This window comes from Erwinia sp. INIA01 (genome assembly GCF_025947915.1).
Lineage (GTDB): Bacteria > Pseudomonadota > Gammaproteobacteria > Enterobacterales > Enterobacteriaceae > Erwinia > Erwinia coffeiphila.
The window spans coordinates 1-21,229 of record NZ_JAPDNC010000017.1; the positions used below are offsets into that span (position 1 = coordinate 1).

20 protein-coding genes are annotated in these 21,229 nt (G+C 54.2%); 11 read left to right on the top strand and 9 right to left on the bottom strand.

The window, feature by feature from the left end; translation table 11 throughout:
- Positions 1–143: 143 nt before the first annotated feature.
- Together OMR58_RS22985 and OMR58_RS22990 are read right to left on the bottom strand one after the other, a co-directional pair.
- Positions 144–3,353 carry a type I restriction endonuclease subunit R gene (locus OMR58_RS22985; protein WP_264547058.1) on the bottom strand — a complete coding sequence of 1,070 codons (3,210 nt, stop codon included), beginning with the start codon at positions 3,351–3,353 and terminating at the stop codon, positions 144–146.
- A gap of 14 nt (positions 3,354–3,367) precedes the next feature.
- Positions 3,368–4,201: a restriction endonuclease subunit S gene (locus OMR58_RS22990; protein ID WP_264547059.1), complete on the bottom strand. Its 834-nt coding sequence runs from the start codon at positions 4,199–4,201 to the stop codon at positions 3,368–3,370.
- Positions 4,202–4,529: 328 nt separating this feature from the next.
- Here OMR58_RS22990 and OMR58_RS22995 point away from each other — a divergent pair, with 328 nt between their 5' ends.
- The 5 genes from OMR58_RS22995 to crtB are packed head-to-tail and all read left to right on the top strand — an operon-like array spanning position 4,530 to position 10,038.
- The gene (locus OMR58_RS22995) at positions 4,530–5,438 is read left to right on the top strand and encodes a polyprenyl synthetase family protein (RefSeq protein WP_264547060.1); all 909 of its coding nucleotides are present in this window, start codon (positions 4,530–4,532) and stop codon (positions 5,436–5,438) included.
- A complete protein-coding gene (gene fni, locus OMR58_RS23000) occupies positions 5,438–6,466 on the top strand; it encodes a type 2 isopentenyl-diphosphate Delta-isomerase (RefSeq protein WP_264547061.1) in 1,029 nt (342 codons plus the stop codon). The genes OMR58_RS22995 and fni overlap by 1 nt, the downstream gene beginning before the upstream one ends.
- Positions 6,463–7,641 carry a lycopene beta-cyclase CrtY gene (crtY, locus tag OMR58_RS23005; RefSeq protein WP_264547062.1) on the top strand — a complete coding sequence of 393 codons (1,179 nt, stop codon included), beginning with the start codon at positions 6,463–6,465 and terminating at the stop codon, positions 7,639–7,641. The genes fni and crtY overlap by 4 nt, the downstream gene beginning before the upstream one ends.
- The gene (locus OMR58_RS23010) at positions 7,634–9,112 is read left to right on the top strand and encodes a phytoene desaturase (RefSeq protein WP_200563675.1); all 1,479 of its coding nucleotides are present in this window, start codon (positions 7,634–7,636) and stop codon (positions 9,110–9,112) included. The genes crtY and OMR58_RS23010 overlap by 8 nt, the downstream gene beginning before the upstream one ends.
- Entirely contained in the window at positions 9,109–10,038 is a 930-nt protein-coding gene (crtB, locus tag OMR58_RS23015; RefSeq protein WP_200563677.1) for a 15-cis-phytoene synthase CrtB, read from the top strand. The genes OMR58_RS23010 and crtB overlap by 4 nt, the downstream gene beginning before the upstream one ends.
- Here crtB and OMR58_RS23020 read toward each other — a convergent pair.
- Both OMR58_RS23020 and OMR58_RS23025 read right to left on the bottom strand, forming a co-directional pair.
- Positions 9,977–10,546, bottom strand: a complete 570-nt coding sequence (locus OMR58_RS23020) for a sterol desaturase family protein (RefSeq protein WP_200563679.1) — start codon at positions 10,544–10,546, stop codon at positions 9,977–9,979. The two genes, crtB and OMR58_RS23020, sit on opposite strands and share 62 nt — an antisense overlap.
- A gap of 1,162 nt (positions 10,547–11,708) precedes the next feature.
- The gene (locus tag OMR58_RS23025) at positions 11,709–12,473 is read right to left on the bottom strand and encodes a GntR family transcriptional regulator (protein ID WP_264547063.1); all 765 of its coding nucleotides are present in this window, start codon (positions 12,471–12,473) and stop codon (positions 11,709–11,711) included.
- Between the two features lie 227 nt (positions 12,474–12,700).
- Between OMR58_RS23025 and OMR58_RS23030 the strand changes: the two genes are divergently transcribed.
- The 6 genes from OMR58_RS23030 to OMR58_RS23055 all read left to right on the top strand — a co-directional run bounded on the left by OMR58_RS23030 (position 12,701) and on the right by OMR58_RS23055 (position 16,860).
- Positions 12,701–13,486, top strand: coding sequence for an ABC transporter substrate-binding protein (locus OMR58_RS23030; RefSeq protein ID WP_264547064.1), 786 nt, complete (start codon positions 12,701–12,703; stop codon positions 13,484–13,486).
- A 4-nt stretch (positions 13,487–13,490) separates the two neighbouring features.
- Entirely contained in the window at positions 13,491–14,465 is a 975-nt protein-coding gene (locus tag OMR58_RS23035; RefSeq protein ID WP_264547065.1) for an SIS domain-containing protein, read from the top strand.
- Between the two features lie 12 nt (positions 14,466–14,477).
- On the top strand, positions 14,478–15,290 hold the full coding sequence (locus OMR58_RS23040; RefSeq protein WP_264547066.1) for a PfkB family carbohydrate kinase: 813 nt from the start codon (positions 14,478–14,480) through the stop codon (positions 15,288–15,290).
- Positions 15,291–15,550: 260 nt separating this feature from the next.
- Positions 15,551–15,997: an STM2901 family protein gene (locus OMR58_RS23045; RefSeq protein WP_264547067.1), complete on the top strand. Its 447-nt coding sequence runs from the start codon at positions 15,551–15,553 to the stop codon at positions 15,995–15,997.
- 6 nt (positions 15,998–16,003) lie between these two features.
- The gene (locus OMR58_RS23050) at positions 16,004–16,360 is read left to right on the top strand and encodes a DUF1493 family protein (protein ID WP_264547068.1); all 357 of its coding nucleotides are present in this window, start codon (positions 16,004–16,006) and stop codon (positions 16,358–16,360) included.
- Between the two features lie 14 nt (positions 16,361–16,374).
- Complete coding sequence (locus tag OMR58_RS23055) at positions 16,375–16,860, top strand: Hcp family type VI secretion system effector (protein ID WP_264547069.1); 486 nt, start codon at positions 16,375–16,377, stop codon at positions 16,858–16,860.
- Positions 16,861–17,345: 485 nt separating this feature from the next.
- Here the strand turns inward: OMR58_RS23055 and sorE are convergent, their stop codons facing one another.
- The 5 genes from sorE to OMR58_RS23080 all read right to left on the bottom strand — a co-directional run bounded on the left by sorE (position 17,346) and on the right by OMR58_RS23080 (position 21,225).
- Entirely contained in the window at positions 17,346–18,575 is a 1,230-nt protein-coding gene (gene sorE, locus OMR58_RS23060; protein ID WP_264547070.1) for an L-sorbose 1-phosphate reductase, read from the bottom strand.
- Between the two features lie 49 nt (positions 18,576–18,624).
- Positions 18,625–19,449 carry a PTS system mannose/fructose/sorbose family transporter subunit IID gene (locus OMR58_RS23065; protein WP_105593030.1) on the bottom strand — a complete coding sequence of 275 codons (825 nt, stop codon included), beginning with the start codon at positions 19,447–19,449 and terminating at the stop codon, positions 18,625–18,627.
- Between the two features lie 11 nt (positions 19,450–19,460).
- On the bottom strand, positions 19,461–20,258 hold the full coding sequence (locus tag OMR58_RS23070; RefSeq protein WP_200547122.1) for a PTS mannose/fructose/sorbose transporter subunit IIC: 798 nt from the start codon (positions 20,256–20,258) through the stop codon (positions 19,461–19,463).
- 65 nt (positions 20,259–20,323) lie between these two features.
- Entirely contained in the window at positions 20,324–20,818 is a 495-nt protein-coding gene (locus tag OMR58_RS23075) for a mannose/fructose/sorbose PTS transporter subunit IIB (RefSeq protein WP_105593031.1), read from the bottom strand.
- Positions 20,818–21,225 (bottom strand): mannose/fructose/sorbose PTS transporter subunit IIA, encoded by a 408-nt coding sequence (locus OMR58_RS23080; protein WP_200562395.1) that lies wholly within the window; start codon positions 21,223–21,225, stop codon positions 20,818–20,820. Before OMR58_RS23080 ends, OMR58_RS23075 begins: the two co-directional genes overlap by 1 nt.
- Between the last annotated feature and the right edge of the window lie 4 nt (positions 21,226–21,229).

Consider the following 21,229-nt stretch of genomic DNA (forward strand, 5'->3'; position numbering starts at 1 on the left):
CGGACGAGTACCGGTTGATGGCGGAAAATACGGAAATCTCAAAAAGTGCCTGGAACTAAATCCGGTCTACTTACAGTAGTACCTCTGAAAAGATTGTCCTCAGCATAAGTGTGGTAGGACTCACACTGAGGAACGCTCGTCCATTACATCACTTCGCCAACAACATCATTATCACTCAATAAATTATCTGTTTGTGCAAAAATAAACCGCTTCAAAAACTGATCAATACGAATATTAAGCTTAAATAGAGGTATGGTTACGCCATCTTGTTTTTCAAAATAGACCTTGGCTTTTTCCTTGTCTACCGATTCTTTTAATGCGTCGAAGCGACCAAAATCGTTTAAGTTTTTATCATTAACACTATCAGCCATTATTGCTTTGAGCCGTTCTTTATCTAAACCAAGAGCATAAACAACTGCATTTAATTGAGCATTTTCAGCGTTATCCTTGTAGGTGTTGATGTAGTCTCTGAAAGTATGGCCTTCAACTAACTGCGCATCACCGCGCTGCAAGTCGTGCAGGAACAACTTGGCATATTTTTGCTCAATTTGGGTGAGCGATGCAAACGACTTGTGCAGTTCATCTAATGTGGTTTCAATGCTTGCAGGGTCTTGGTGATTGTTTAGCTCTTTTAAATATTTATCAAAGCGGCTGTTCATATAGTCGGCATCGATTTTACCGGTATCTATTTCAGTTAAATAACCACTGATATCAAAAGGCACATCGTCGCCACCTGCAATACCGCCATCACTTTTTCCTGCCAGCTCTTTGTAACGAAGAACAAGGCTTAGGTAAGTTTGTTCGTCTATGGTCAGCGTTATTTCATGTTCTACATCATTTTCATTAAAGGAATAGACCGACTGTTCCCAATTCAAACCTTGTACTTTAGCTGCTTCCAGGTGTTGGCTGAAGGTGTTAAATAGTTTTGCGAATTGGGCACAGACTTCAATATCATCTGGCAACTTTTCAAAATTATCAATGCCGGCATTGATAAACAGCTGGGTAATATTATCTACTAATTCATTCATGGCTTTAAGATTGCCTTCTAACCTGTCAACAAATAAGCCTATAGGTCTGTCACCGGAATAGAGTTTTACTGCATCGTTAATATGCTTTTCCATGGTGTGTGGGTAACGATAATAACGAATAATACCGTGGGGCTTATCAGGGCCAAACAAGCGGTTAGTACGCGAGAACGCTTGAATAATATTTTGGTATTTGATTACCTTATCTAAATACAAGGTGTTAAGCCATTTAGAGTCAAAGCCAGTGAGCATTTGATCTACGACAATCAGTAAATCTAATTGCTTTGAAGGCTCAGTATGAATGCGCTCGTAGGGCTTTTTATGGGCAAGGCGTGCCGCTAAATCTTTTTTAAAGGCCGCGTGGCGGGCAAAATCAAAATCCTGACCGTAACGCTTATTGTAGTCGCCCATAATTTCGTCCAGGCCATCGCCTTTGAAGGTGGGGCCACGTTCGCCACTACCATCGTTATCAATGTTCGGGTCAAACAGGGTCGATACTTTAAGTTCAGGTTTGATATCTTTCAAAAGACGATGGTAATCAATGGCTTCAGCAATGCTGTTAGTGGCCAAAATGGCGTGGAATTTACTGTCCTGGCTGAGCACATCCCATTTATGCAGAATATCTTCCACCACCTTAGCCTGATGCGTTTCACTTAAATATTGGCTTTTAGGCACATAATCTTCAATGCCTTTGTGGTATTTCCCTGTGGCGTCTTTATAGCCAGCCATAGACACATCTTTCATAAAGTGGTTAAACTTTTTCTTTTTGGCAGGGTTATTCATGGCCTCCTTCACTGAATCAGCCCTGGCTTGCTCTAACGCTACCGCTTGTTTTAGGTCATCGTCTCTAAAAGTGGGCACTTTATAAGGGTCAAAGCCCAGTACATTGCCATCACGTATACCATCGGCAATGCTATAGCGGTGTAGCTCGTTGCCAAAAACGGTACTGGTGGTATTGCCGTTTTTTTCGTTTTCTTCTTGAATCGGTGTACCGGTAAAGCCAAAAAATAAGGCGCGCGGGAAGGTACGTTTAATAATAATTAGCATGTCGCCAAAGGTAGAGCGATGCGCCTCATCGACAATAAACACTAAACGCTTAGCACGAATTTTTTCAATATCCGCAGAGTTTGTGGCCGTGCCTTCATCGTCCACCGCTTCAAAAATATTACTCATTTTTTGAATGGAGCTAACAATTAAGGTATCGGCGGGAGCGGTGCTTTTTAGTTTGGTAATGAGTACGTGAGTATTTTCGGTGGATTGTACGTCTTCACCATCGCCAGCAAAGTTGCGGTATTCCGCGAGTGACTGGGTTCCCAGCTCAATCCTGTCCATTAAAAAAATGACTTTATCAGCATCTTTGGATTGTGCGATCAACTGCGCCGATTTAAAGCTGGTCATGGTTTTACCCGAACCAGTGGTATGCCACACATACCCCCCAAGACGATCGGGGTTATTGGTAGCGCTGCCCAGCTGTTGCCAGTTGGTTTTGGCCACTTTGTCAGATATCGCATTGGCGGCATAATACTGATAACTACGCATTACCTTAAGCACACCGTCTGTATCGTCGGCGACGGTATAAAAGCCAATCAACTGATGTGCCATAGGGATGGAAAGTAGGGTAGAGGCAATGTCTTTCCAGTAGTTCATGGGTTCGTTATTAAAATCGGCCCAGTTAAACTGATAATCAGGGTTAAACTTGCCGTCTAGTCCGGGGTTGGCAAAGTATTTGGTCTCGTTTGGCTCCATGGCCACAAATACCTGGATGAGCGAAAACAGGCCGCTAAATACACCCTCTTTGCTGTACTTTTCAATTTGATTTACTGCCTGGCTAACTGGAATGCCACTGCGCTTCAGCTCTACATGGATCACCGGCATACCGTTGATCAGTAATAGCACATCACCTCGACGGTCGTTACGCAAAGGGCTGCCGCGTTCAAATTTGGGTTGCTGCACAATCTGGTAACGGCTTTGGCCTGCGGCGATTTCCTGGCGATCGTATATTTTCAAGCTGACTTCCTTTCCCATATGCAAGGCATCGGCTGGGTTATCGCGCTTAATCGCCACAGTTTTACCGTTAATTAAACCGTTGAGCTTGAGCGGGGTTTTAAGCTCTTTTATTTGTTCAATAATTTGCTGCATTTCATTCGCGCTAAGCGGAACATCATTTAAGCGATCCCGCTGGCGATTGTTTTCAAATAAAATGTTTGCCCAGTTTTGCAGCAAATCGGCTTCGGTTTTGTTTTTGAGTATCTCTGTTTCCCAGCCTTTATGGGTCAGTACTTCAATAAAGGCCTGCTCAAACTGCGCTTCGGTTTTAAAAGTAATCATGATGGCGCTCCCTGTTAGACAAACATTTTGCTTAAGCAGGCCTGCTTAATATTAATGAGTTTGGTAATTTGTTGTTGGTGTTGGTTGATCAATGCATCGAGCTTTTGGAAGTAGTTGCCTATTTGGGTTTGTTCTGACTCAGAAGGCGCCATATAACTATAAATATTCAGTTCATCCCTATTTATCTTTGGCATGCCCGTGCGCGATGAAACTGAAACCGTGTACTTGTAAAAGTCTTCGGTATGAAGAATTGCAAATAAATAATTTTGAACTACTCCATTTTTGGTATTCAATACATATGCATCTGCACTAGCAAGCCCTTCAAAGGGTGCGATAACATACTTTGCTAGTTGAGGGTTAATTTTTCCATAAATTATATCACCCTTGTTAAAATGGAATTTTCCGCTTATTAAATTGCTGGATTTTACTTTTAATATATTATTGTAGAATCTTCCTGTGAAAGATTCGATATTTCCTGGGCCGACATGAAATAACTCACCATACTGGCAGTTTCTCGGATCTACCATGTTTGTTGAAATATCAACCGTGTCGCTCCAACTGCGTTCCACCCACTCCCCACTAAACCCTTTAAAGCGAATTTCAGGGATGGTTTCGCCTTGTTTGGGGAACATTTTTTCCAGCATGGCTTTTTTAATGTTGTTGAGCTTGCCATACTTTTGTTGGTGTTGATTGATCAGCGTGTCTAGTTTTTGGAAGTGAAAGCAGGCTGGTTGTGCCCCCGGGCGGGCAATCCACAGCGCTGAACGCAGAGAGGGAACCGCGAAGCGGCGCGAGGACGCCCGATCGGGGGCACAACCCGCCAGCGCCAACTCAGACTTTGCAAACAACCGACTGTGCCGATCCGTCCGGCTGACGAGCGAAGTGAAGGAACCGCGCAGCGGCGCGAGGACGCCCGACCGGGGGCACAACCCGCCAGCGCCATCCCAGACCTTGCAGACGACACAGCGAAAATGCGCATCCCCACCGGTCCGGCAGATTATCACCTTAGTCTTGCCACTACAGAGTTCAATCCGGCGTGAAAACGACCATAAACCTGTACATATGATCTATTTTTTGTAAAAGTTTGTCGCATCCCCCGATCCTCTGAGAAATTTCTGGATATTGCACTAGGCTTTGCAAATAAAGCCATGTAAATGTCAGGGGTAGCCTGCAACGATGAACAATCATGAAGACGAACTGAAAAGGCTACGGGAAGCCCTGCAGAACCGCCTGGACCAGCTATTGCCCGCCGGAGAACAGCAGGATTTGGTGTTTACCGCCATGCGCGAAGGCACGCTGGCGTCCGGTAAACGTGTTCGCCCTCTGCTGCTGATCCTTGCCGCCCGCGATCTGGGCTGCGCGGTGGAGCAGCCCGGCCTGCTCGACCTTGCCTGCGCGGTAGAAATGGTGCATGCCGCTTCACTGATGCTGGATGATATCCCCTGTATGGACAATGCGTTACTGCGCCGCGGTCGTCCAACTATCCACGCTCAGTATGGCGAGAGTGTCGCTATCCTTGCCGCCGTTGCGCTGCTTAGCCGCGCCTTTGGCGTAGTGGTGGAGGCACAATCGTTGCCTCCCGCCTGTAAAACCCAGGCCGTTGCAGAACTCTCGCTGGCGGTGGGATCGCAGGGGCTGGTACAGGGTCAGTATCTCGATCTCAGCGAAGGCAGCCGGGCGAGAAGCAGCGAGGCGATCCTGCTGGCTAATGAACTCAAAACCAGTCGTTTATTTGATGCCTCATTACAGATGGCTGCCATCGTAGCCGGATCTTCACTCCAAACCCGTCAGCGTCTGCGCTGTTTCGCTCAGGATCTGGGGCAGGCATTCCAGCTGATGGACGATCTCTCCGACGGGCTGAGCAATACCGGCAAAGACGCTAACCAGGACAGTGGCAAATCGACGCTGGTGGCCTTACTGGGGGCTGAAGCCGTCCATCAGAAGCTGCGTGAGCATCTGCGCAGCGCGGATGAACATATCGCCAGCGCCTGTCATCGTGGCCTCTCTACCCGGCATTTTATGCATGCCTGGTTTGACAAGCAGATGGCGCAGTTTGGCAAAAGCAGCACGCAGCCGGGGTGCTAATGAGCGATCTTATCCAGCGAAAAAGCGATCACCTCGATATCATTCTTGACCCTTCGCGCAGGGTGAAAACCCGTACAACCGGTTTTGAACGCTGGCGCTTTGAGCACTGTGCGCTGCCGGAGCTGAGCCTCGATCGCATCGATCTTCACACGACGCTTTTCGGCAAAACGCTGTGGGCTCCACTGCTGATTAGTTCGATGACCGGCGGGACCCGGCGCGCCAAAAGTATTAATCGTCACCTGGGGGAGGCCGCTCAGGCGCTCGGGCTGGCAATGGGCGTGGGTTCCCAACGCGTGGCACTGGAAAGCGAACAGGACTGGGGGCTGACGCGCGAACTGCGCCAGCTTGCTCCGGATATTCCGCTGCTGGCAAATCTTGGCGCTGCACAAATCGCCGGAAAAAGCGGTACGGAATATGCCCGGCGGGCGGTCGGAATGATTGAGGCCGATGCGTTGATTATCCATCTTAATCCGCTGCAGGAAGCCCTGCAGCACGGAGGTGACCGCGACTGGCGCGGGGTGCTGGCCGCCATCGCCCATACGGTTGAAGCATTGCCGGTGCCGGTGATTGTCAAAGAAGTTGGCGCGGGGCTGTCCTTACCGGTGGCTCGTCAACTGGTTGACGTGGGTGTAGCGATGCTGGATATCGCCGGCGCGGGCGGCACCAGCTGGGCAGCGGTGGAGGGGGAGCGGGCCGTATCGCCGCAGGCCCGGGCGGTGGCGATGGCTTTCTCCGACTGGGGTATCCCTACCGCGCAGGCGCTGACAGAGCTGCATCAGGCGCTGCCGCACGTGCCGCTGATTGCTTCCGGCGGTATTGCCGATGGCATAGATGCGGCGAAAGCGCTGCGCCTGGGAGCCGATTTAGTCGGCCAGGCCGCAGGCGTACTGAGCTGCGCAACGGTCTCAGGCGAGGCGGTGGTTGACCATTTTCAGGTGATGATTGAACAACTGCGCATAGCCTGCTTCTGCTCCGGCAGCGGCAGCCTTCGCGATCTCCGTCAGGCTAAACTGGTCCCCGCTGAATGAGTGCACCTCGCTGGGATCTGATACTGGTGGGTGCCGGGCTGGCGAATGGTCTGATTGCCTGGCGGCTGCGTCAATTGCAGCCAGGGCTGCGCATGCTGATGATTGAGGCGGATGCAGCGCCGGGCGGTAATCACACCTGGTCCTTCCATCAGCGCGATCTGCTGCCCGGGCAGCACCGCTGGCTGGCTCCGCTGGTGGCACACCGCTGGGCGGGATACGACGTGCGCTTCCCGGCGCTGAACCGCACGCTGGCGGGCGAGTATATCAGCGTTACCTCAGAACACTTTGCCATCGCGATTCGTCAGGCGCTGGGGGACAACCTGTGGACCGGCGCTCGAGCCGTGAGTCTGACGCCGGAAACGGTGACGCTGGATAATGGACAAACGCTGAGCGCGGCGGCAGTGATTGACGGGCGCGGCTATAGGCCCAGCCCCCATCTTATCGTCGGCTGCCAGGCCTTTTTAGGCCAGCAGTGGAGCCTGAGCCAGCCGCACGGTCTGACCCGGCCGATACTGATGGATGCCACCGTTGACCAGTCGGCGGGCTACCGTTTTGTTTACACCCTGCCGCTTTCCGAACATCGGCTGCTGATTGAAGATACGCACTACATCGATCGCGCTACGCTGAGCGGCGATCTCGCGCGGCAACAGATCCGCCAGTACGCGGCGCGTCAGGGCTGGATGCTTGAACGGCTGGAACGAGAAGAGCAGGGCAATCTGCCAATCGCGCTGGCAGGTGATGTTCGCGCGTTCTGGCAGGCACAGACGGGGCAGCCGGGCAGCGGGCTGCGCGTCGGGCTGTTTCACGCCACCACCGGCTATTCACTGCCGCAGGCGGTGGCGCTGGCGGATTTAATCGCCGCAGCCCCCGATCTGAACGCCGCTGCGCTGTTCAGGCTGATTCAGAATTACGCGCTGGCGCAGTGGCGGCGTCAGCGCTTCTTTCGCCTGCTTAACCGCATGCTGTTTCTCGCCGGGCCGCCGCAGGCGCGCTGGCAGGTGATGCAGCGATTTTATCAACTGAACCACGGACTGATTGCCCGCTTCTACGCGGGTCAGCTAACGCTGCAAGACAGGGTGCGGATTCTGGCAGGTAAGCCACCGGTTCCGGTTGGCGAGGCCCTGCGCGCCGCACTGAACTACTCCCCCCGGCTGCGAGTTTTTCACGATGAATAAAACAGTCGTTATCGGTTCTGGCTTCGGCGGCCTTGCCCTGGCGATCCGCCTGCAGGCCGCAGGTATCCCCACGCTGCTGCTGGAGCAGCGAGATAAACCGGGCGGCCGCGCCTATGTTTATCAGGACGAAGGATTCACTTTTGACGCCGGACCGACGGTGATTACCGATCCAACGGCGATCGAAGAGCTGTTCAGCCTGGCCGGTAAGCGTATTGAGGATTACGTCGAACTGCTGCCGGTCACGCCGTTTTACCGGCTTTGCTGGGAAGATGGTAAAGTCTTCGATTACGACAACGATCAGGCAAGGCTGGAAGCACAGATCCACCGCCTCAACCCGCGCGATGTGGAAGGCTACCGCCAGTTTCTGGCCTACTCGAAAGCGGTGTTTAAAGAAGGGTATCTGAAGCTGGGCAGCGTACCGTTTTTATCCTTCCGCGATATGCTGCGCGCCGGGCCACAGCTGGCACGGCTTCAGGCGTGGCGCAGCGTCTACGGCAGGGTATCGGCGTTTATTGAAAACGAACAGCTGCGCCAGGCATTCTCCTTCCACTCGCTGCTGGTCGGCGGCAATCCCTTCGCCACCTCGTCCATTTACACGCTGATCCACGCGCTGGAGCGGGAATGGGGCGTGTGGTTTGCGCGTGGCGGCACCGGGGCGCTGGTGCAGGGGCTGGTGAAGCTGTTTGAGGATCTCGGCGGCACGCTGGAGCTGAACGCCGAAGTGACCAGGCTGGAGGCGGAAGGCGAGCGCATCTGTGCGGTGCAGCTGAAGGACGGGCGGCGGATCGCAACGGCTTCGGTGGCTTCAAATGCCGATGTGGTACAGACTTATGCAAAACTTCTGGGGCACCACCCCATCGGCGCGGCACGCGGCGCATCGCTAAAGCGTAAGCGCTTGAGCAACTCGCTGTTTGTACTCTATTTCGGGCTGAATAAGCATCACAGCCAGCTGGCGCACCACACCGTCTGTTTTGGCCCGCGCTATAAAGCGCTGATTGATGAGATCTTTCACTCCCCCACGCTGTCGGAAGACTTTTCCCTTTATCTGCACGCGCCCTGCGTGACCGATCCGTCCCTGGCTCCGCCGGGCTGCGGCAGTTACTACGTGTTAGCGCCCGTACCTCATCTTGGCACGGCGGATCTCGACTGGACGGTGGAAGGCCCGCGCCTGCGCGACCGCATTTTCGCCTATCTGGAGCAGCACTACATGCCCGGCCTGCGCGAGCAGCTGGTGACGCACCGCATGTTTACCCCTTTCGATTTCCGCGATCGGCTGGGTGCCTGGCAGGGATCGGCATTTTCCATCGAACCGATCCTGCGGCAGAGCGCCTGGTTCCGGCCGCATAACCGCGACAGCCGGATAAGCAACCTCTATCTGGTTGGCGCGGGCACACATCCGGGGGCGGGCATACCCGGCGTCATCGGTTCGGCAAAAGCCACCGCGCGCCTGATGCTGGAGGATTTCCAATGACGAACAGCACGCTGATGGATCACGCTACCGAAACGATGGCGGCAGGATCAAAGAGTTTTGCCACCGCATCAAAGCTATTTGATGCTCCGACCCGGCGCAGTGCGCTGATGCTTTACGCCTGGTGCCGCCACTGCGATGACGTGATTGACGGCCAGGTGCTGGGCTTTTACCAGGTCGCAGCAGACGTCGACAGTGCGGCACAGCGGCTGGACTGCCTGAAAATGCAGACGCAGCGTGCTTTTGACGGCATAAAAATGGACGACCCGGCCTTCGCCGCGTTGCAGGAGGTGGCGCTAAGCCACGGCATTCCCCCTCGCCTGGCCTTTGAACATCTTGAAGGCTTCGCGATGGACGTGCGGGAAACGTACTACGTCACGTTTGAGGATACGCTGCGCTACTGCTATCACGTGGCGGGCGTGGTGGGTCTGATGATGGCGCGAGTGATGGGCGTGCGCGACGAATCGGTGCTGGATCGCGCCTGCGATCTTGGGCTGGCGTTTCAGTTGACCAACATCGCCCGCGATATCGTGGAAGATGCGCAGGTGGGGCGCTGTTATCTGCCCGCGCAGTGGCTGGCTGAGGAAGGGATAATCGCTGCTCAGATCGCCGATCCGGTTTATCGAGACAAACTGGCGCGCCTGGCACAGCGGCTGGTGGCGGCAGCGGAACCTTACTACGCCTCTGCCCGCGCGGGGCTGCCCGGCCTGCCTTTACGCAGCGCGTGGGCGATTGCCTCGGCGCACGGTGTTTATCGCGAAATTGGCGTGAAGGTTAGCGCTGCTGGTCCCCGCGCCTGGGATGTTCGTCAGGGGACCACTCGGCCGGAGAAGCTCGGGCTGCTGGCGAAGGGTGCTGCGCAGGCGCTCAGTTCTCGCCTCGCGAAGCCGATGCCTCGCCCGCCCGATCTGTGGCAGCGTCCCCGCTAGCCGCTGTTGTTTTGTCGGTTCTGTCGCTGCTGGTGTGTGCCTGTTTATTACGGCTGCGCAGCGTCGCCTGTAGCTTTGCCACCGGCGGCGCATAGAGAAAACCGAACGACACGCAGTGCTCTTTACCCCGCACCGCATGATGAAGCCGATGGGCCAGGTACAGGCGTTTTAAGTACCCCTTACGCGGAATATAGCGAAACGGCCAGCGCTGGTGGACCAGGCCATCGTGAACGATAAAGTAGAGCAGGCCGTACAGCGTCATTCCCGCACCAATCCACTGTAATGGCCATACACCCGCCGCGCCGGTGGCGATCAGCGCGATCGCCAGCGCGGCAAAAACCACGGCATACAGGTCATTCACTTCGAATTTGCCGCTGTGCGGTTCATGGTGCGAGAGGTGCCAGCCCCATCCCCAGCCGTGCATGATGTATTTGTGCGTCAGCGCGGCGATAATTTCCATTGCGGCGACGGTCGCCAGGACAATCAGGGTGTTCCACAGCACGAGCATTTGTATTCCTTGTTGTCCAGGGGCTGAGAGGGTATGTGCTCCGGGTGATTGATAAGTATAGCAATGGGGTGGGGGGCTGCTGGATTAGCTGCTGAGTACGCGGTGTTATTTGCTGTGGGATTAGCGATTTGTGTTGGCGGCTGGTTTGCGTTGAGATTAGGGATCGGGGCGCGTCCTCTGCGGCGGCCGGGCGGTCCTCACGTCGCTGCGCGATACCTTCGGTTACAGCTGCGGGTCTTACGGCTGGTTTGCGTTGCGTTGGGATTGGCGATCGGGGCATGTCCTCTGCGGCGTCCGGGCGGTCCTCACGTCGCTACGCGATACCTTCGGTTACAGCTGCGGGTCTTACGGATCGGCGCAGAGCGGGCGTCCTGCCCGCGCCGCGCCTGAGCCCAGCATCCCTGCTGGTCTCTCCGGCCCCACAGCCTGCACCTCAGCGCTGCGGATTGCCCGGCCGCCGCAGAGGACGTGCCCCTTTTGGCTAATTGTTCGCTGCCCTAAAAACTCTAAAGCCTGTTTCAGACTTTGTGATGGATCTTATATCCGTAGTGCCAGTTTATTGAATCGTGGTGGTGGGGAGTTTATCTCTGCTGGTCTCTTCGGCCTCGCAGCCTGCACCTCAGCGCTGCGGATTGCCCTGCCGCCGCAGAGGACGTGCCCCGTTTGGTTAAGTGCCGCTGTTTGAAGAACGCTAATTAGCACCGAATGTGGGAATCTCGCCAGTATTGTGAAAGAAGGAAGAGCTGATGAGTTTTTCAGGCAACACTGAAGTCAGAAAGCAGGCTGGTTGTGCCCCCGAGCGGGCAATCCGCAGCGCTGAACGCAGAGAGGAAGCCAGGATTCGCCCACAGGGAAGTGGGCGAAAGGCACAGCCGCGCAGGACGCGCGTCTGTGCCGGTCCGACAGGCTGACAAACGAAGTGAAGGCACCGCGCAGCGGCGCGAGGACGCCCGACCGGGGGCACAACCAGCCAGCGCCAACTCAGACTTTGCAAACAAGCGACTGTGCCGGTCCGACAGGCTGACAAACAAAGTGAAGGAACCGCGCAGCGGCGCGAGGACGCCCGACCGGGGGCACAACCAGCCAGCGCCAACCTCAGACATTGCTAATAACGCAACACAAATCTCGGGTAGTGCCTGTCTGCGACGTTCATTCAGGTACTTCAAACCGCCGGAGCATCCACCTCATTTAATCCCCCGTTAATACGAAAAGCCACCCGCTGCGGATGATTCACCGAAACCAGATACTCAATTGGCCGACGCTGCCGGTCGTAAATCACCCCGCGATACACCAGCGCCGGGCTCTCCGGCTTCGCCTGCAACAGCTGATGTTCCTCCTCGTTCATCGCCGCAGCGCGAAGCGTTCCTTCATCGTACACATCCTGAATCTGATAGCGTTCGGCCAGCAGGCGATACAGCGATCCGGCTTCTTCCAGCATTTCGGCACTGAGATCCACGACCCGCGCCCGGGGTAAATAGCTGGTTTCCAAACAGAAAGGCTGCCCGTCGGCCAGACGAAGGCGTTTGATCATTACCACTTCGTCACCCTCTGCAATATGTAGCAGGCGCGCAATACGGGCGCTGGCGGTGGATATATGGAAATAGATCAGATGGCTGCTGGGAACGGCACCGTTAAGCTCAAGGATCTTACCGATCCCCAATGCGGGCTGTAGCGGTCGTTCAATGGGGGTATCCAGCAGCCAGGTGCCCTGATTGCCCCGGCGCTCCAGCACACCTTCCTCAACCAGCTCCGCCAGCAGTTTGCGCACGGTCATCCGGCTGAGGGACAGTAGCTCACACAGCTCGCGTTCGGCGGGGATCTGATCGCCGCTGTTGAAATCGGGGGAATGGAGGATCTCCAGCAGTCGCTTACGTGCCTCAAGATAGCTTTTTCTGGGCTTCCTGGTCTGCTTTTCAGATGTACTCATGGTCTGTTTAGCTCTGATGTTGAAAATGAAACAGGTTGAATATCAAGGTATTGTTTTAGTGAACTAAATGCGTTTATTTGAAGCGATAAGTTGCACAAATAATAACATACCATCCGGATTTTTTTGGGATTTAATCAACAATAATTGTTGCTATATAAAGCACTAAAAGCGTATATCAATACTAATGGTATGTTTTTTGGTATAAATGCAACACCAGGGGAACAGCTATGAGAATAAAAACAACTATCGCATTACTGGCAGCCGCTCTCGCTCTGTCAGCAAGTGTCCACTCGGCAACGGCTGCGGATCAGCTCCGTTTCGGCATCGATCCCACCTTCCCGCCGTTTGAATCGAAAAACGCCAGCGGTCAGCTGGTTGGCTTCGATATCGATCTCGGCAATGCCATCTGTGCGGAGATGAAAGTGGAATGCACCTGGGTTCAGAACAGCTTTGACGGGCTGATCCCGGCGCTACAGGCCAAGAAATTTGATGCGATTCTCTCGTCCTTATCGATCACCGAAGAGCGTAAGAAAGCGATCGCTTTCAGCAACAAGCTGTTCAATACGCCGGCATTCCTGATCGCTGCGAAGAACAGCTCGCTGCATCCCACGGCGGAATCGCTGAAGGGCAAGCGTATTGGCGTGCAACAGGGATCGGTGTTTGAAACCTACGCCAATCAATACTGGCGTAGTGCGGGCGTGGAAGTCATTACCTATCCGGATGCGGAATCGGTGTATGCCGATCTGATCAACGGTCGCCTTGACGGCACGCTGGACGACGCGGTGGTGATTACCGAAGCGTTGCTCAACAAGCCACAGGGGCAAAGCTTCACGCTTATCCAGCCGCAGGTCAAAGACGATACGATCTTCGGGCCCGGCACCGGTATCGGTCTGCGCCTGAAGGATCAGGTGCTGCTGGCCCGTTTTAACCAGGCTATCGATACCATCCGCGCTAACGGAACTTACGATCGTTTAGCGAAAAAATACTTTAATTTCAACATCTACGGTGAGTAACGCCATGCAGACCCAAACCATTATCGCCTCCCTGATGAGCAGCCATTTCCAGACAACTCCGCTGCGTCAGATTTTCCTGGTGGCCTGCGGTGGCTCACTGGTGGATATGTATCCCTCTCACTATTTCCTCAGCGAGCAGAGCGACATCCTGCGTTCGTGGATGATGACCGCCAATGAGTTCGTTTACGCCACGCCGAAAGCGCTGGGGGCATCATCGCTGGTTATCGTCTGCTCGCACGGCGGTAACACGCCGGAATCCGTCGCGGCGGCGAAGCTGGCGAAAGCGCGCGGTGCGGCAACCGTAACGCTGACTCACAATGCGGAAGCGCAGCTGTTGCAGTGGGCCGACCATAACCTGCTGTACCAGTGGGGAGATGACACGCCGGTGACCGATAATCCAATGGCGCTGATCCTCAGTTTGTGTGTCGATGTGCTGCGCCAGGTGGAGGATTATGCCGGATGGCAGGATTTCCAGCAGGGCTTCGCGCAGATCGATGCGGTGATCCGCCAGGGCCGGACGCAGGTGGCCGATCGCTGTACGGATTTTGCGGACCGCTATCAGCATGATTCCCTGTTTTACGTGCTTTCCAGCGGCGCGTCTTACGGCCATGCCTATGGCTTTGCCATCTGCTCGCTGATGGAGATGCAGCGTGTTGATGCCGCCTCCATCCACAGCGGCGAGTTTTTCCACGGCCCGTTTGAAGTCACCGACAATCACGTACCGTTTATTCTACTGATGAACGAAGGCCGTACGCGTGAACTCGACCAGCGTGCGCTGTCATTCCTGAACCGTTACAACGATAAAACCGTAGTAGTGGATGCCCGGGAGCTGGGCCTGAACACGCTGCCCGCGTCGGTAGTGGACTACTTTAACCCGGTACTGTTTTACAGCATCATGTGCGACTACCGCGCGGCGCTGGCCGATATCCGTCAGCATCCGCTTTCAACCCGTCGCTACATGGGCGTCGTGGACTACTAAGGGCAGCGTAAGATGAAAGTGATTGGCGTGGGCGACAACGTTGTCGATAAATATGAGCACTGCCGGGTGCGTTACCCCGGCGGCAATGCGCTGAACTTCAGCGTCTATGCCGCAATGCTGGGGGCGGAATCTGCCTATCTGGGGATTTTTGGTGATGATAATGCGGCGGAGCACGTGCAGCGTGCGCTGGCCACGCGCAATATTGATACACGCTACTGCCGCCAGGTGTCGGGGGAAAATGGCTATGCGCGTCTGACCATCCAACAGGGTGAGCGGGTGTTTCTTGATTCCAATCTTGGCGGCGTGCGGCAGACAGAATCGATGGCGTTTATTTTGCCGCATCGCGACTGGCTGCAGGATTTTTCGTTGATCCACACCAGCAGCTACAGCTATATCGATGAACAGCTGCCCGAGCTGGCGCAGCTCCCCGGCTGGCTGAGCTATGATTTCTCGGATGATTTCGTAACCGAACAGGCGCTGCCGCTCTGCCGATGGCTGGACGCGGCATTTTTCTCCTGCGCGGATCGTTCACTGGAGGAAACGCGCGAACTGCTGGTTAAGGTGGTTGAAGCCGGGAGCCGCTACGCGATTGCCACGCGCGGTGCTGAAGGCGCACTGCTGTTCGACGGCAAAAACTGGTATCAGCAGGCACCGGAAGCGGTTATGCCGGTTGATACGCTCGGCGCGGGAGATGCATTTATCACCGCCTTTTTGCTGAGTTTCCGCCAGCAGGGGGATATTGCGGCAGCACTGCACGCCGGAGCGCAGTTCGCGGCGAAAATCTGCCTGCTGGAAGGCGCTTTTGGTGACGGTGAAGCTTACTGATGAAAATGTCATCTAGCACTTTATTATCTTTAAAAATGAGAGGGAATAATAAGACATTGCTCATTTTTTCTATTACAAGTTAGACTAAATACTACTGGCGATAGCCAGTATTAATGATTCAACTATTAGGCAAAGAGGCGATTTTTCAGTTTAATATTGAAATTTCGCTTTTTGTTACATATTTAATAAACCAAGTCATGAATTGAATTTGATTTGGACGTACTATTTAATCCATTACATGGAATGTAAGAGGTTAACTTATGGATACAGTTGAAGAATTAAATGGAACATACTTCTATGATGGATCTTCTAATCTTAGTGCCGGTGAGTTGTTTTTCTGGGTTATGATTGATGAAACATTAGACCATTTTGGTATATCAGACATCACTGCAGTGGCTGCAATATATATGGGTTCCAATACCGTTACGGTAGCAGGGAAGTTTTCAGGAGCGACACCGGGAACCTCTATTGCTTCTGTCTATTCAAGACGGTTATTCAGGGAGCGTATGATGCCAGTCAGGCTTCCAACGTGGGTGGGTTTTCCTCCTAATACCAAAAGAATAATGACTCAGAAATTAGGAACATTCGTTGGCAGAACCATTCCCGTTTTTGGATGGATAATCATGGCCGCTGATGTAGCGATTATTTCATTCAAAGCAGTGAATAAATATAATACTATCGCACGCACTTCCGATCGCTTATGGTAGAACTGAATGAGTGCCTCCCGCTCTATACAACAGCAAGTTATGGCCTGGTATGACGAAAACTGGAACAGCCGTGTGTTTCCTTTTTTCAAACGGCCGATGTTGACATTAGAAACCAGCCTGTCGACGGGGAAATATCCCTGGTCAGCTGATGATGCGATGGACATACTTGAAGATTACTTCAGTCGTTTTTCTGTCGACAGACAGACCTTCGCCTTTCACAGTTACTGGCCTAACGAAGAAACATTTATCCCGATAAATTTTTTACGTTCAAAAGAAAATAAATGGCAGTGGCTTGAACCCAAACCACTTACGTTAAATATGCTGGTGGAATCAGCTAAGGCTGGACGCTGGCTTTATGATTAAAAAGGAATTTGATTATGGCTATACCTGCACATCTGTGGCTCAGAGATGACGGCGATGCGTTGATTAAGGGTTCATCCGATGTCAACGAACGGGAAGGTAGTATAGAAATTATTGGTTTTGGCCACGGGCTACATATCCCTACGGATAATAACACAGGGAAAATCACTGGAACCCGCATTCATGCACCAATGATTATTGAAAAAGAATTCGATAGTTCAACACCTTATCTTTACAAAGCGGTTGCTACAGGTCAGTCACTACGAAGCGCTGAAATAAAATGGTATAGAATTAATGACGCTGGCCAGGAGGTTGAATATTTTAATATGCTTCTTGAAGGCGTCAAAGTGGTGGCGGTGATGCCGACGATGTACAACACAAAAACTGTAGAAAAATGTAATCATATGGAACGCATAGAGCTACGCTACGAAAGGATTACATGGAAATATAACGACGGAAATATTCAATATAGCGACGCATGGAATGAGCGCTCAACGGCATAAATGCACAGACCCGGAGCATGAGCTTTGGGTTTTTTAAACTATCTCAACGTTTCATGCAAAACATCTCGCCAAACTTCGGATCCAGCCGGGTTTTTTTTGTTCATTCAGGCAACACGGAAGTTAGAAAGCAGGCTGGTTGTGCCCCCGAGCGGGCAATCCACAGCGCTGAACGCAGAGAGAAAGCCAGGATTCGCCTGCAAGGACGCAGGCGAAAGGCACAGCCGCGCAGGACGCGCGTCTGTGCCGGTCCGACAGGCTAACGATCGAAGTGAAGGAACCGCGCAGCGGCGCGAGGACGCCCGACCGGGGGCACAACCAGCCAGCGCCAGCTCCAGACTTTGCAAACGACCCGGCGCATGTGCCAATCAGGGCCGGTCCGACAGGCTGACGATCGAAGTGAAGGCACCGCGCAAGCGGCGCGAGGACGCCCGATCGGGGGCACAACCAGCCAGCGTAATCACCTGGCTGGCCCGAAGCTGCAACCATCACCCCACATTAATATCCTCAGCGTGCGCCAGCAAATACTGCTCCGCCTCGCCGGACCAGATCCCATGATGCCGCTCCAGAATCGCCGCCAGCTCAGGATCGGCAATCTTACCCAGCGGCGTCAGCGGCAGTGATTTACCGGTGTACACCAGCTTTTTCCCGCCGCCTACCGCAGGCAGATCCAGCGTCGTTTCCCCGGCCGCATTCAGCCCCAGAATATGCGTGACGATCTTCGCCGCGTTCACTTTCTTCGCCTGCATCAGCTCAACGGCGGCACGCATATCGTCGGTATTACCGCCGGAAGTACCGACGTAGTGGGTAAAGGCATAGTGCACATCGTAGAAATTAACCGGCGCGCTGAAGGCCTTATCCTGCGGGCCGGCGAAGAAATTAACGCAGCCGTCCGGGGCCAGCAGCGAAGAGGAGAGGGTCAGCAGATGCTCCTTCGGAACGAAAACGAAAATATCGTCGAAGCCCTTGCCGTCGGTCAGCGCCATCAGCGTATCGTAATCGGCCTCGTTGCCGTCGATATAATGCAGTTCGGTCTGCGGCTCTGAATGATAGTGCTGGCGCGCATAGCTCATCTTCGGCTTGTTGGTATCGGTGACGACCAGCAGCGACGGGTTGATCGGGCCGTGCAGGGCATAGTCGATAGCCAGCAGCCCCATCGGGCCGGTGCCGCCGAGGATCAGCGTGCGGCCCTGCGGGCGAATGCCCATCACGTGGTTATAAGTGCCTTCCTGCAGGTGATAGTTGGCGTTAAACGCGCCGATCACGCAGGAAAGCGGCTCGACCATCGATCCTTCAAACCAGGTATCGCCCTCCCAGGAGAGCAGACAATCCTGCTCCATCACCTCGTTGGGGATCACCACGTGAGTCGCGCCACCGCCGATCCACGGGAATGAATAGCCAGGGCAGTCGGGGCGATCCGGTAGTTGCAGGTTGGCCTGGATCACGTAGCGCTGACCGGCGTGGAATTTATGCTGCCACTTCTTGCCGACCGCAAGGATCTCGCCGCAGAACTCGTGGCCGATAATGATCGGATTAGTTGCCACATCGTCCGGCACCTTTTTGTGGTCCGCGCCCAGATTGGCCTCTTTCCAGGAAGAGAGGCACAGGCTGTCGGTCACCACGCGTGCCAGAATTTCATCGTCCTGCATCTCCGGCAGCTCAAAGGTTTCCAGGCGCAGATCGTGTTTGCCGTACAGGCGTAAAGCTGTTGTTTTCATAAACCACCTCATTGTTTAGTGTGCCCCGCCAGCGATGCGGGGCGGAAAATCAGGACAGGAAGCCCAGCGCGTTGCCGACAATCCCTAAGCCAAACAGGGCGAAGATCAGCCACACCGGGTTAATTTTTTTGTTGAGAAGGCGCACCATCAGCAGCGTCAGGCCCAGCGCCAGCAGGCCGGGGCAGAGCTGATCGAGGATGTTCTGTACGGTAGTCGTCACCGTGCCACCGTCCGGGCCGGGCGTTTGGGAAACGATCACCGGCACGCTGATGCTGGTCCATTTGGTTACCAGCACCCCCATCACAAACAGGCCGAGGATCGATGCTCCTTCGGTCAGTTTTTGCAGCAGGTTACCGCCCATATCGCTGACGATGTTGACCCCTTTGCGGAAGCCCCAGGTCAGGCCGTACCACTTCAGAGCCAGGCGCACCGCATTGAAAATAAAGAAGAACAGCAGCGGGCCGAGAATATTGCCGGACAGCGCCAGCGAGGCACCCAGCGCGGCGGTGATCGGGCGCAGCGTGCCCCACACCAGCGGGTCGCCGACCCCGGCCAGCGGTCCCATCAATCCCACTTTGATACCGTTAATTGCACCGTCATCAATATCGGCACCGTTGGCGCGTGCTTCTTCCATCGCCACCGTCACGCCAATCACCGGGCCACAAACCGCAGGCGTGGTATTAAAGAACACCAGGTGCCGCTTCAGCGCCGCTACCTGATCTTCCTTCAACGGGTACAGGCGCTTGATGGCGGGAACCATGTCGTAGCAGAAGCCCAGCCCGTGAATACGTTCGAAGTTAAACGACGCCTGCTGCAGGTTCGAGCGCAGAAACATTTTAATCAGGTCGCCCTGGGTGATTTTTCTCTGTTCCATTGTGGTCACCATCAGTCATCAAGCTGGTCGAGGGAGGAGGAAGATGTGGTGGAAGCCTGAGGTTCGGCCTTGCGCCACTGCGGATTAAGCTGGATATAGATCAGCGCGATAATCACACCGACGCCGCCGAAGGCCAGCAGGCTGAAATTGAGGTAGCCGCCCGCGAGGAAGCCGAGGAAGAAGAAGGGCATCAGGTATTTCACGCCCATCATGCGCAACACCATGGCGTAACCGACCACCACGATAAAGCCTCCGGCGATTTGCAGGCCGCGGGTGACGAATTCCGGGATGGCGTTCAGCATATTGCTGACCATATCGGCACTGACAAACATCGAAACAATCAGTGCCGGAACGGCCACGCGCAGCGCCTGAACGCCCAGCGCGGAAACGTGCAGCAGATCGATGGTGCCGAACTTCGCTTCTTCTGCGGCTTTATCCGCTGCGTGCTGGAACACTACGGTAATGGTTCGGGCGAGCACCGTCAGCACCTGGCCCGCCGCGGCGACCGGCAGCGCAATAGCAATACCGGTGGCGATGCTTTGGTGGCCGACAATCACCAGAATGGCGGAGATGATGCTGGCCAGCGCGGAGTCAGGCGACTGCGCCGCGCCAACGTTCATCCAGCCCAGGGCGATAAGCTCCAGTGTGCCGCCGAGCATAATCCCGGTTTTTAAATCCCCAAGAATTAAGCCAATAACGGTACAGGCAATTAACGGACGGTGGGTCTGGAATTCATCCAGCACGCTGCCCATTCCGGCAATACAGGAAAAAATAAAAATAGCGATTATTTGTAGGGTACTTATTTCCATCGTTTTCACCATTGAAATATGACGGTACCTGCCTGTCACGGCATAAATACAGGCGCTGTTGTTTTTTATTCTGTGGCAGCGTGTTCTTTAATCTTGTCGAGGATATTCACCGATGGATCGGAAGCCACCACGCGTAAATCCAGTTTTACACCCAGCTTATCCAGTTCGGTGAAAGCCTGAATATCCTGCTCATCCAGAGAAACCGCTTTGGTTAACTGTTTTTTCCCCGGTCGCCATGCCATGCCGCCAATATTCAACGTGGCAATTTTTACGCCCTGTTTAACCATCGCCAGCGCATCCTGCGGATTGGTAAATAAATAGAAGACGGTTTCATTCTGATATTGTGGGTTGTGATAAACCGCGACGGCTTTTTCAATATTCACCACGTTCACTTTCATACCCGGCGGCGCGGCCTGGCGCAGCAGCGTGCGGCGGACTTCATCGTTAAATACGTCATCATTGCAGATAATAATGCGCTGGGCGTTGGCCACTTTCGACCAGACGGTGGTGACCTGGCCGTGGATCAGGCGGTCATCGATGCGGGCAAGCGTAATGTTCATTATAAATCCTCCTCAACGGTTTCCGGCAGCTGCCAGACGACGCAGCACTGACTGGCTATGGCCGTCAGGTGTTCACACAGGGCATCAACGTTCATTGCGTCCTGGTTATCCACCACTTCCAGCGCCAGCGGTAACGACAGGCCGCTGATGACCCTCAGTCGGGGATTGTGCATGGCCAGTGCTGCCGCCGCATTCCACGGGCTTCCGCACTGTAAATCCACGGCTATCAGCCACTCCTGTTCATTGTGAGCACTAACTAACTTTTCCAGTTTGGCCGTGATATCCCCGGCGTTCTCACCCGGCACAAATTCCACCGCCGTGGCGTTGACCTCGCCGTACACCATCCTCACGGAATCCAGTACGGCGCAGGCAAACTGGCCGTGGGCACAGAAAATAACGTTGACCATTTTT

Excerpts from the sequence above, each read along its gene's own strand:
- OMR58_RS23055 (WP_264547069.1), top strand. The coding sequence starts at position 16,375 with ATGGCTATACCTGCACATCTGTGGCTCAGAGATGACGGCGATGCGTTG.
- OMR58_RS23010 (WP_200563675.1), top strand. The coding sequence starts at position 7,634 with ATGAATAAAACAGTCGTTATCGGTTCTGGCTTCGGCGGCCTTGCCCTG.
- OMR58_RS23065 (WP_105593030.1), bottom strand. The coding sequence starts at position 19,449 with ATGGAACAGAGAAAAATCACCCAGGGCGACCTGATTAAAATGTTTCTG.
- sorE (WP_264547070.1), bottom strand. The coding sequence starts at position 18,575 with ATGAAAACAACAGCTTTACGCCTGTACGGCAAACACGATCTGCGCCTG.
- OMR58_RS23025 (WP_264547063.1), bottom strand. The coding sequence starts at position 12,473 with ATGAGTACATCTGAAAAGCAGACCAGGAAGCCCAGAAAAAGCTATCTT.
- OMR58_RS22985 (WP_264547058.1), bottom strand. The coding sequence starts at position 3,353 with ATGATTACTTTTAAAACCGAAGCGCAGTTTGAGCAGGCCTTTATTGAA.
- OMR58_RS23040 (WP_264547066.1), top strand. The coding sequence starts at position 14,478 with ATGAAAGTGATTGGCGTGGGCGACAACGTTGTCGATAAATATGAGCAC.
- OMR58_RS23050 (WP_264547068.1), top strand. The coding sequence starts at position 16,004 with ATGAGTGCCTCCCGCTCTATACAACAGCAAGTTATGGCCTGGTATGAC.
- OMR58_RS23070 (WP_200547122.1), bottom strand. The coding sequence starts at position 20,258 with ATGGAAATAAGTACCCTACAAATAATCGCTATTTTTATTTTTTCCTGT.
- fni (WP_264547061.1), top strand. The coding sequence starts at position 5,438 with ATGAGCGATCTTATCCAGCGAAAAAGCGATCACCTCGATATCATTCTT.
- OMR58_RS23035 (WP_264547065.1), top strand. The coding sequence starts at position 13,491 with ATGCAGACCCAAACCATTATCGCCTCCCTGATGAGCAGCCATTTCCAG.
- OMR58_RS23080 (WP_200562395.1), bottom strand. The coding sequence starts at position 21,225 with ATGGTCAACGTTATTTTCTGTGCCCACGGCCAGTTTGCCTGCGCCGTA.
- OMR58_RS22995 (WP_264547060.1), top strand. The coding sequence starts at position 4,530 with ATGAACAATCATGAAGACGAACTGAAAAGGCTACGGGAAGCCCTGCAG.
- OMR58_RS23020 (WP_200563679.1), bottom strand. The coding sequence starts at position 10,546 with ATGCTCGTGCTGTGGAACACCCTGATTGTCCTGGCGACCGTCGCCGCA.
- OMR58_RS23075 (WP_105593031.1), bottom strand. The coding sequence starts at position 20,818 with ATGAACATTACGCTTGCCCGCATCGATGACCGCCTGATCCACGGCCAG.
- OMR58_RS23045 (WP_264547067.1), top strand. The coding sequence starts at position 15,551 with ATGGATACAGTTGAAGAATTAAATGGAACATACTTCTATGATGGATCT.
- crtB (WP_200563677.1), top strand. The coding sequence starts at position 9,109 with ATGACGAACAGCACGCTGATGGATCACGCTACCGAAACGATGGCGGCA.
- OMR58_RS23030 (WP_264547064.1), top strand. The coding sequence starts at position 12,701 with ATGAGAATAAAAACAACTATCGCATTACTGGCAGCCGCTCTCGCTCTG.
- crtY (WP_264547062.1), top strand. The coding sequence starts at position 6,463 with ATGAGTGCACCTCGCTGGGATCTGATACTGGTGGGTGCCGGGCTGGCG.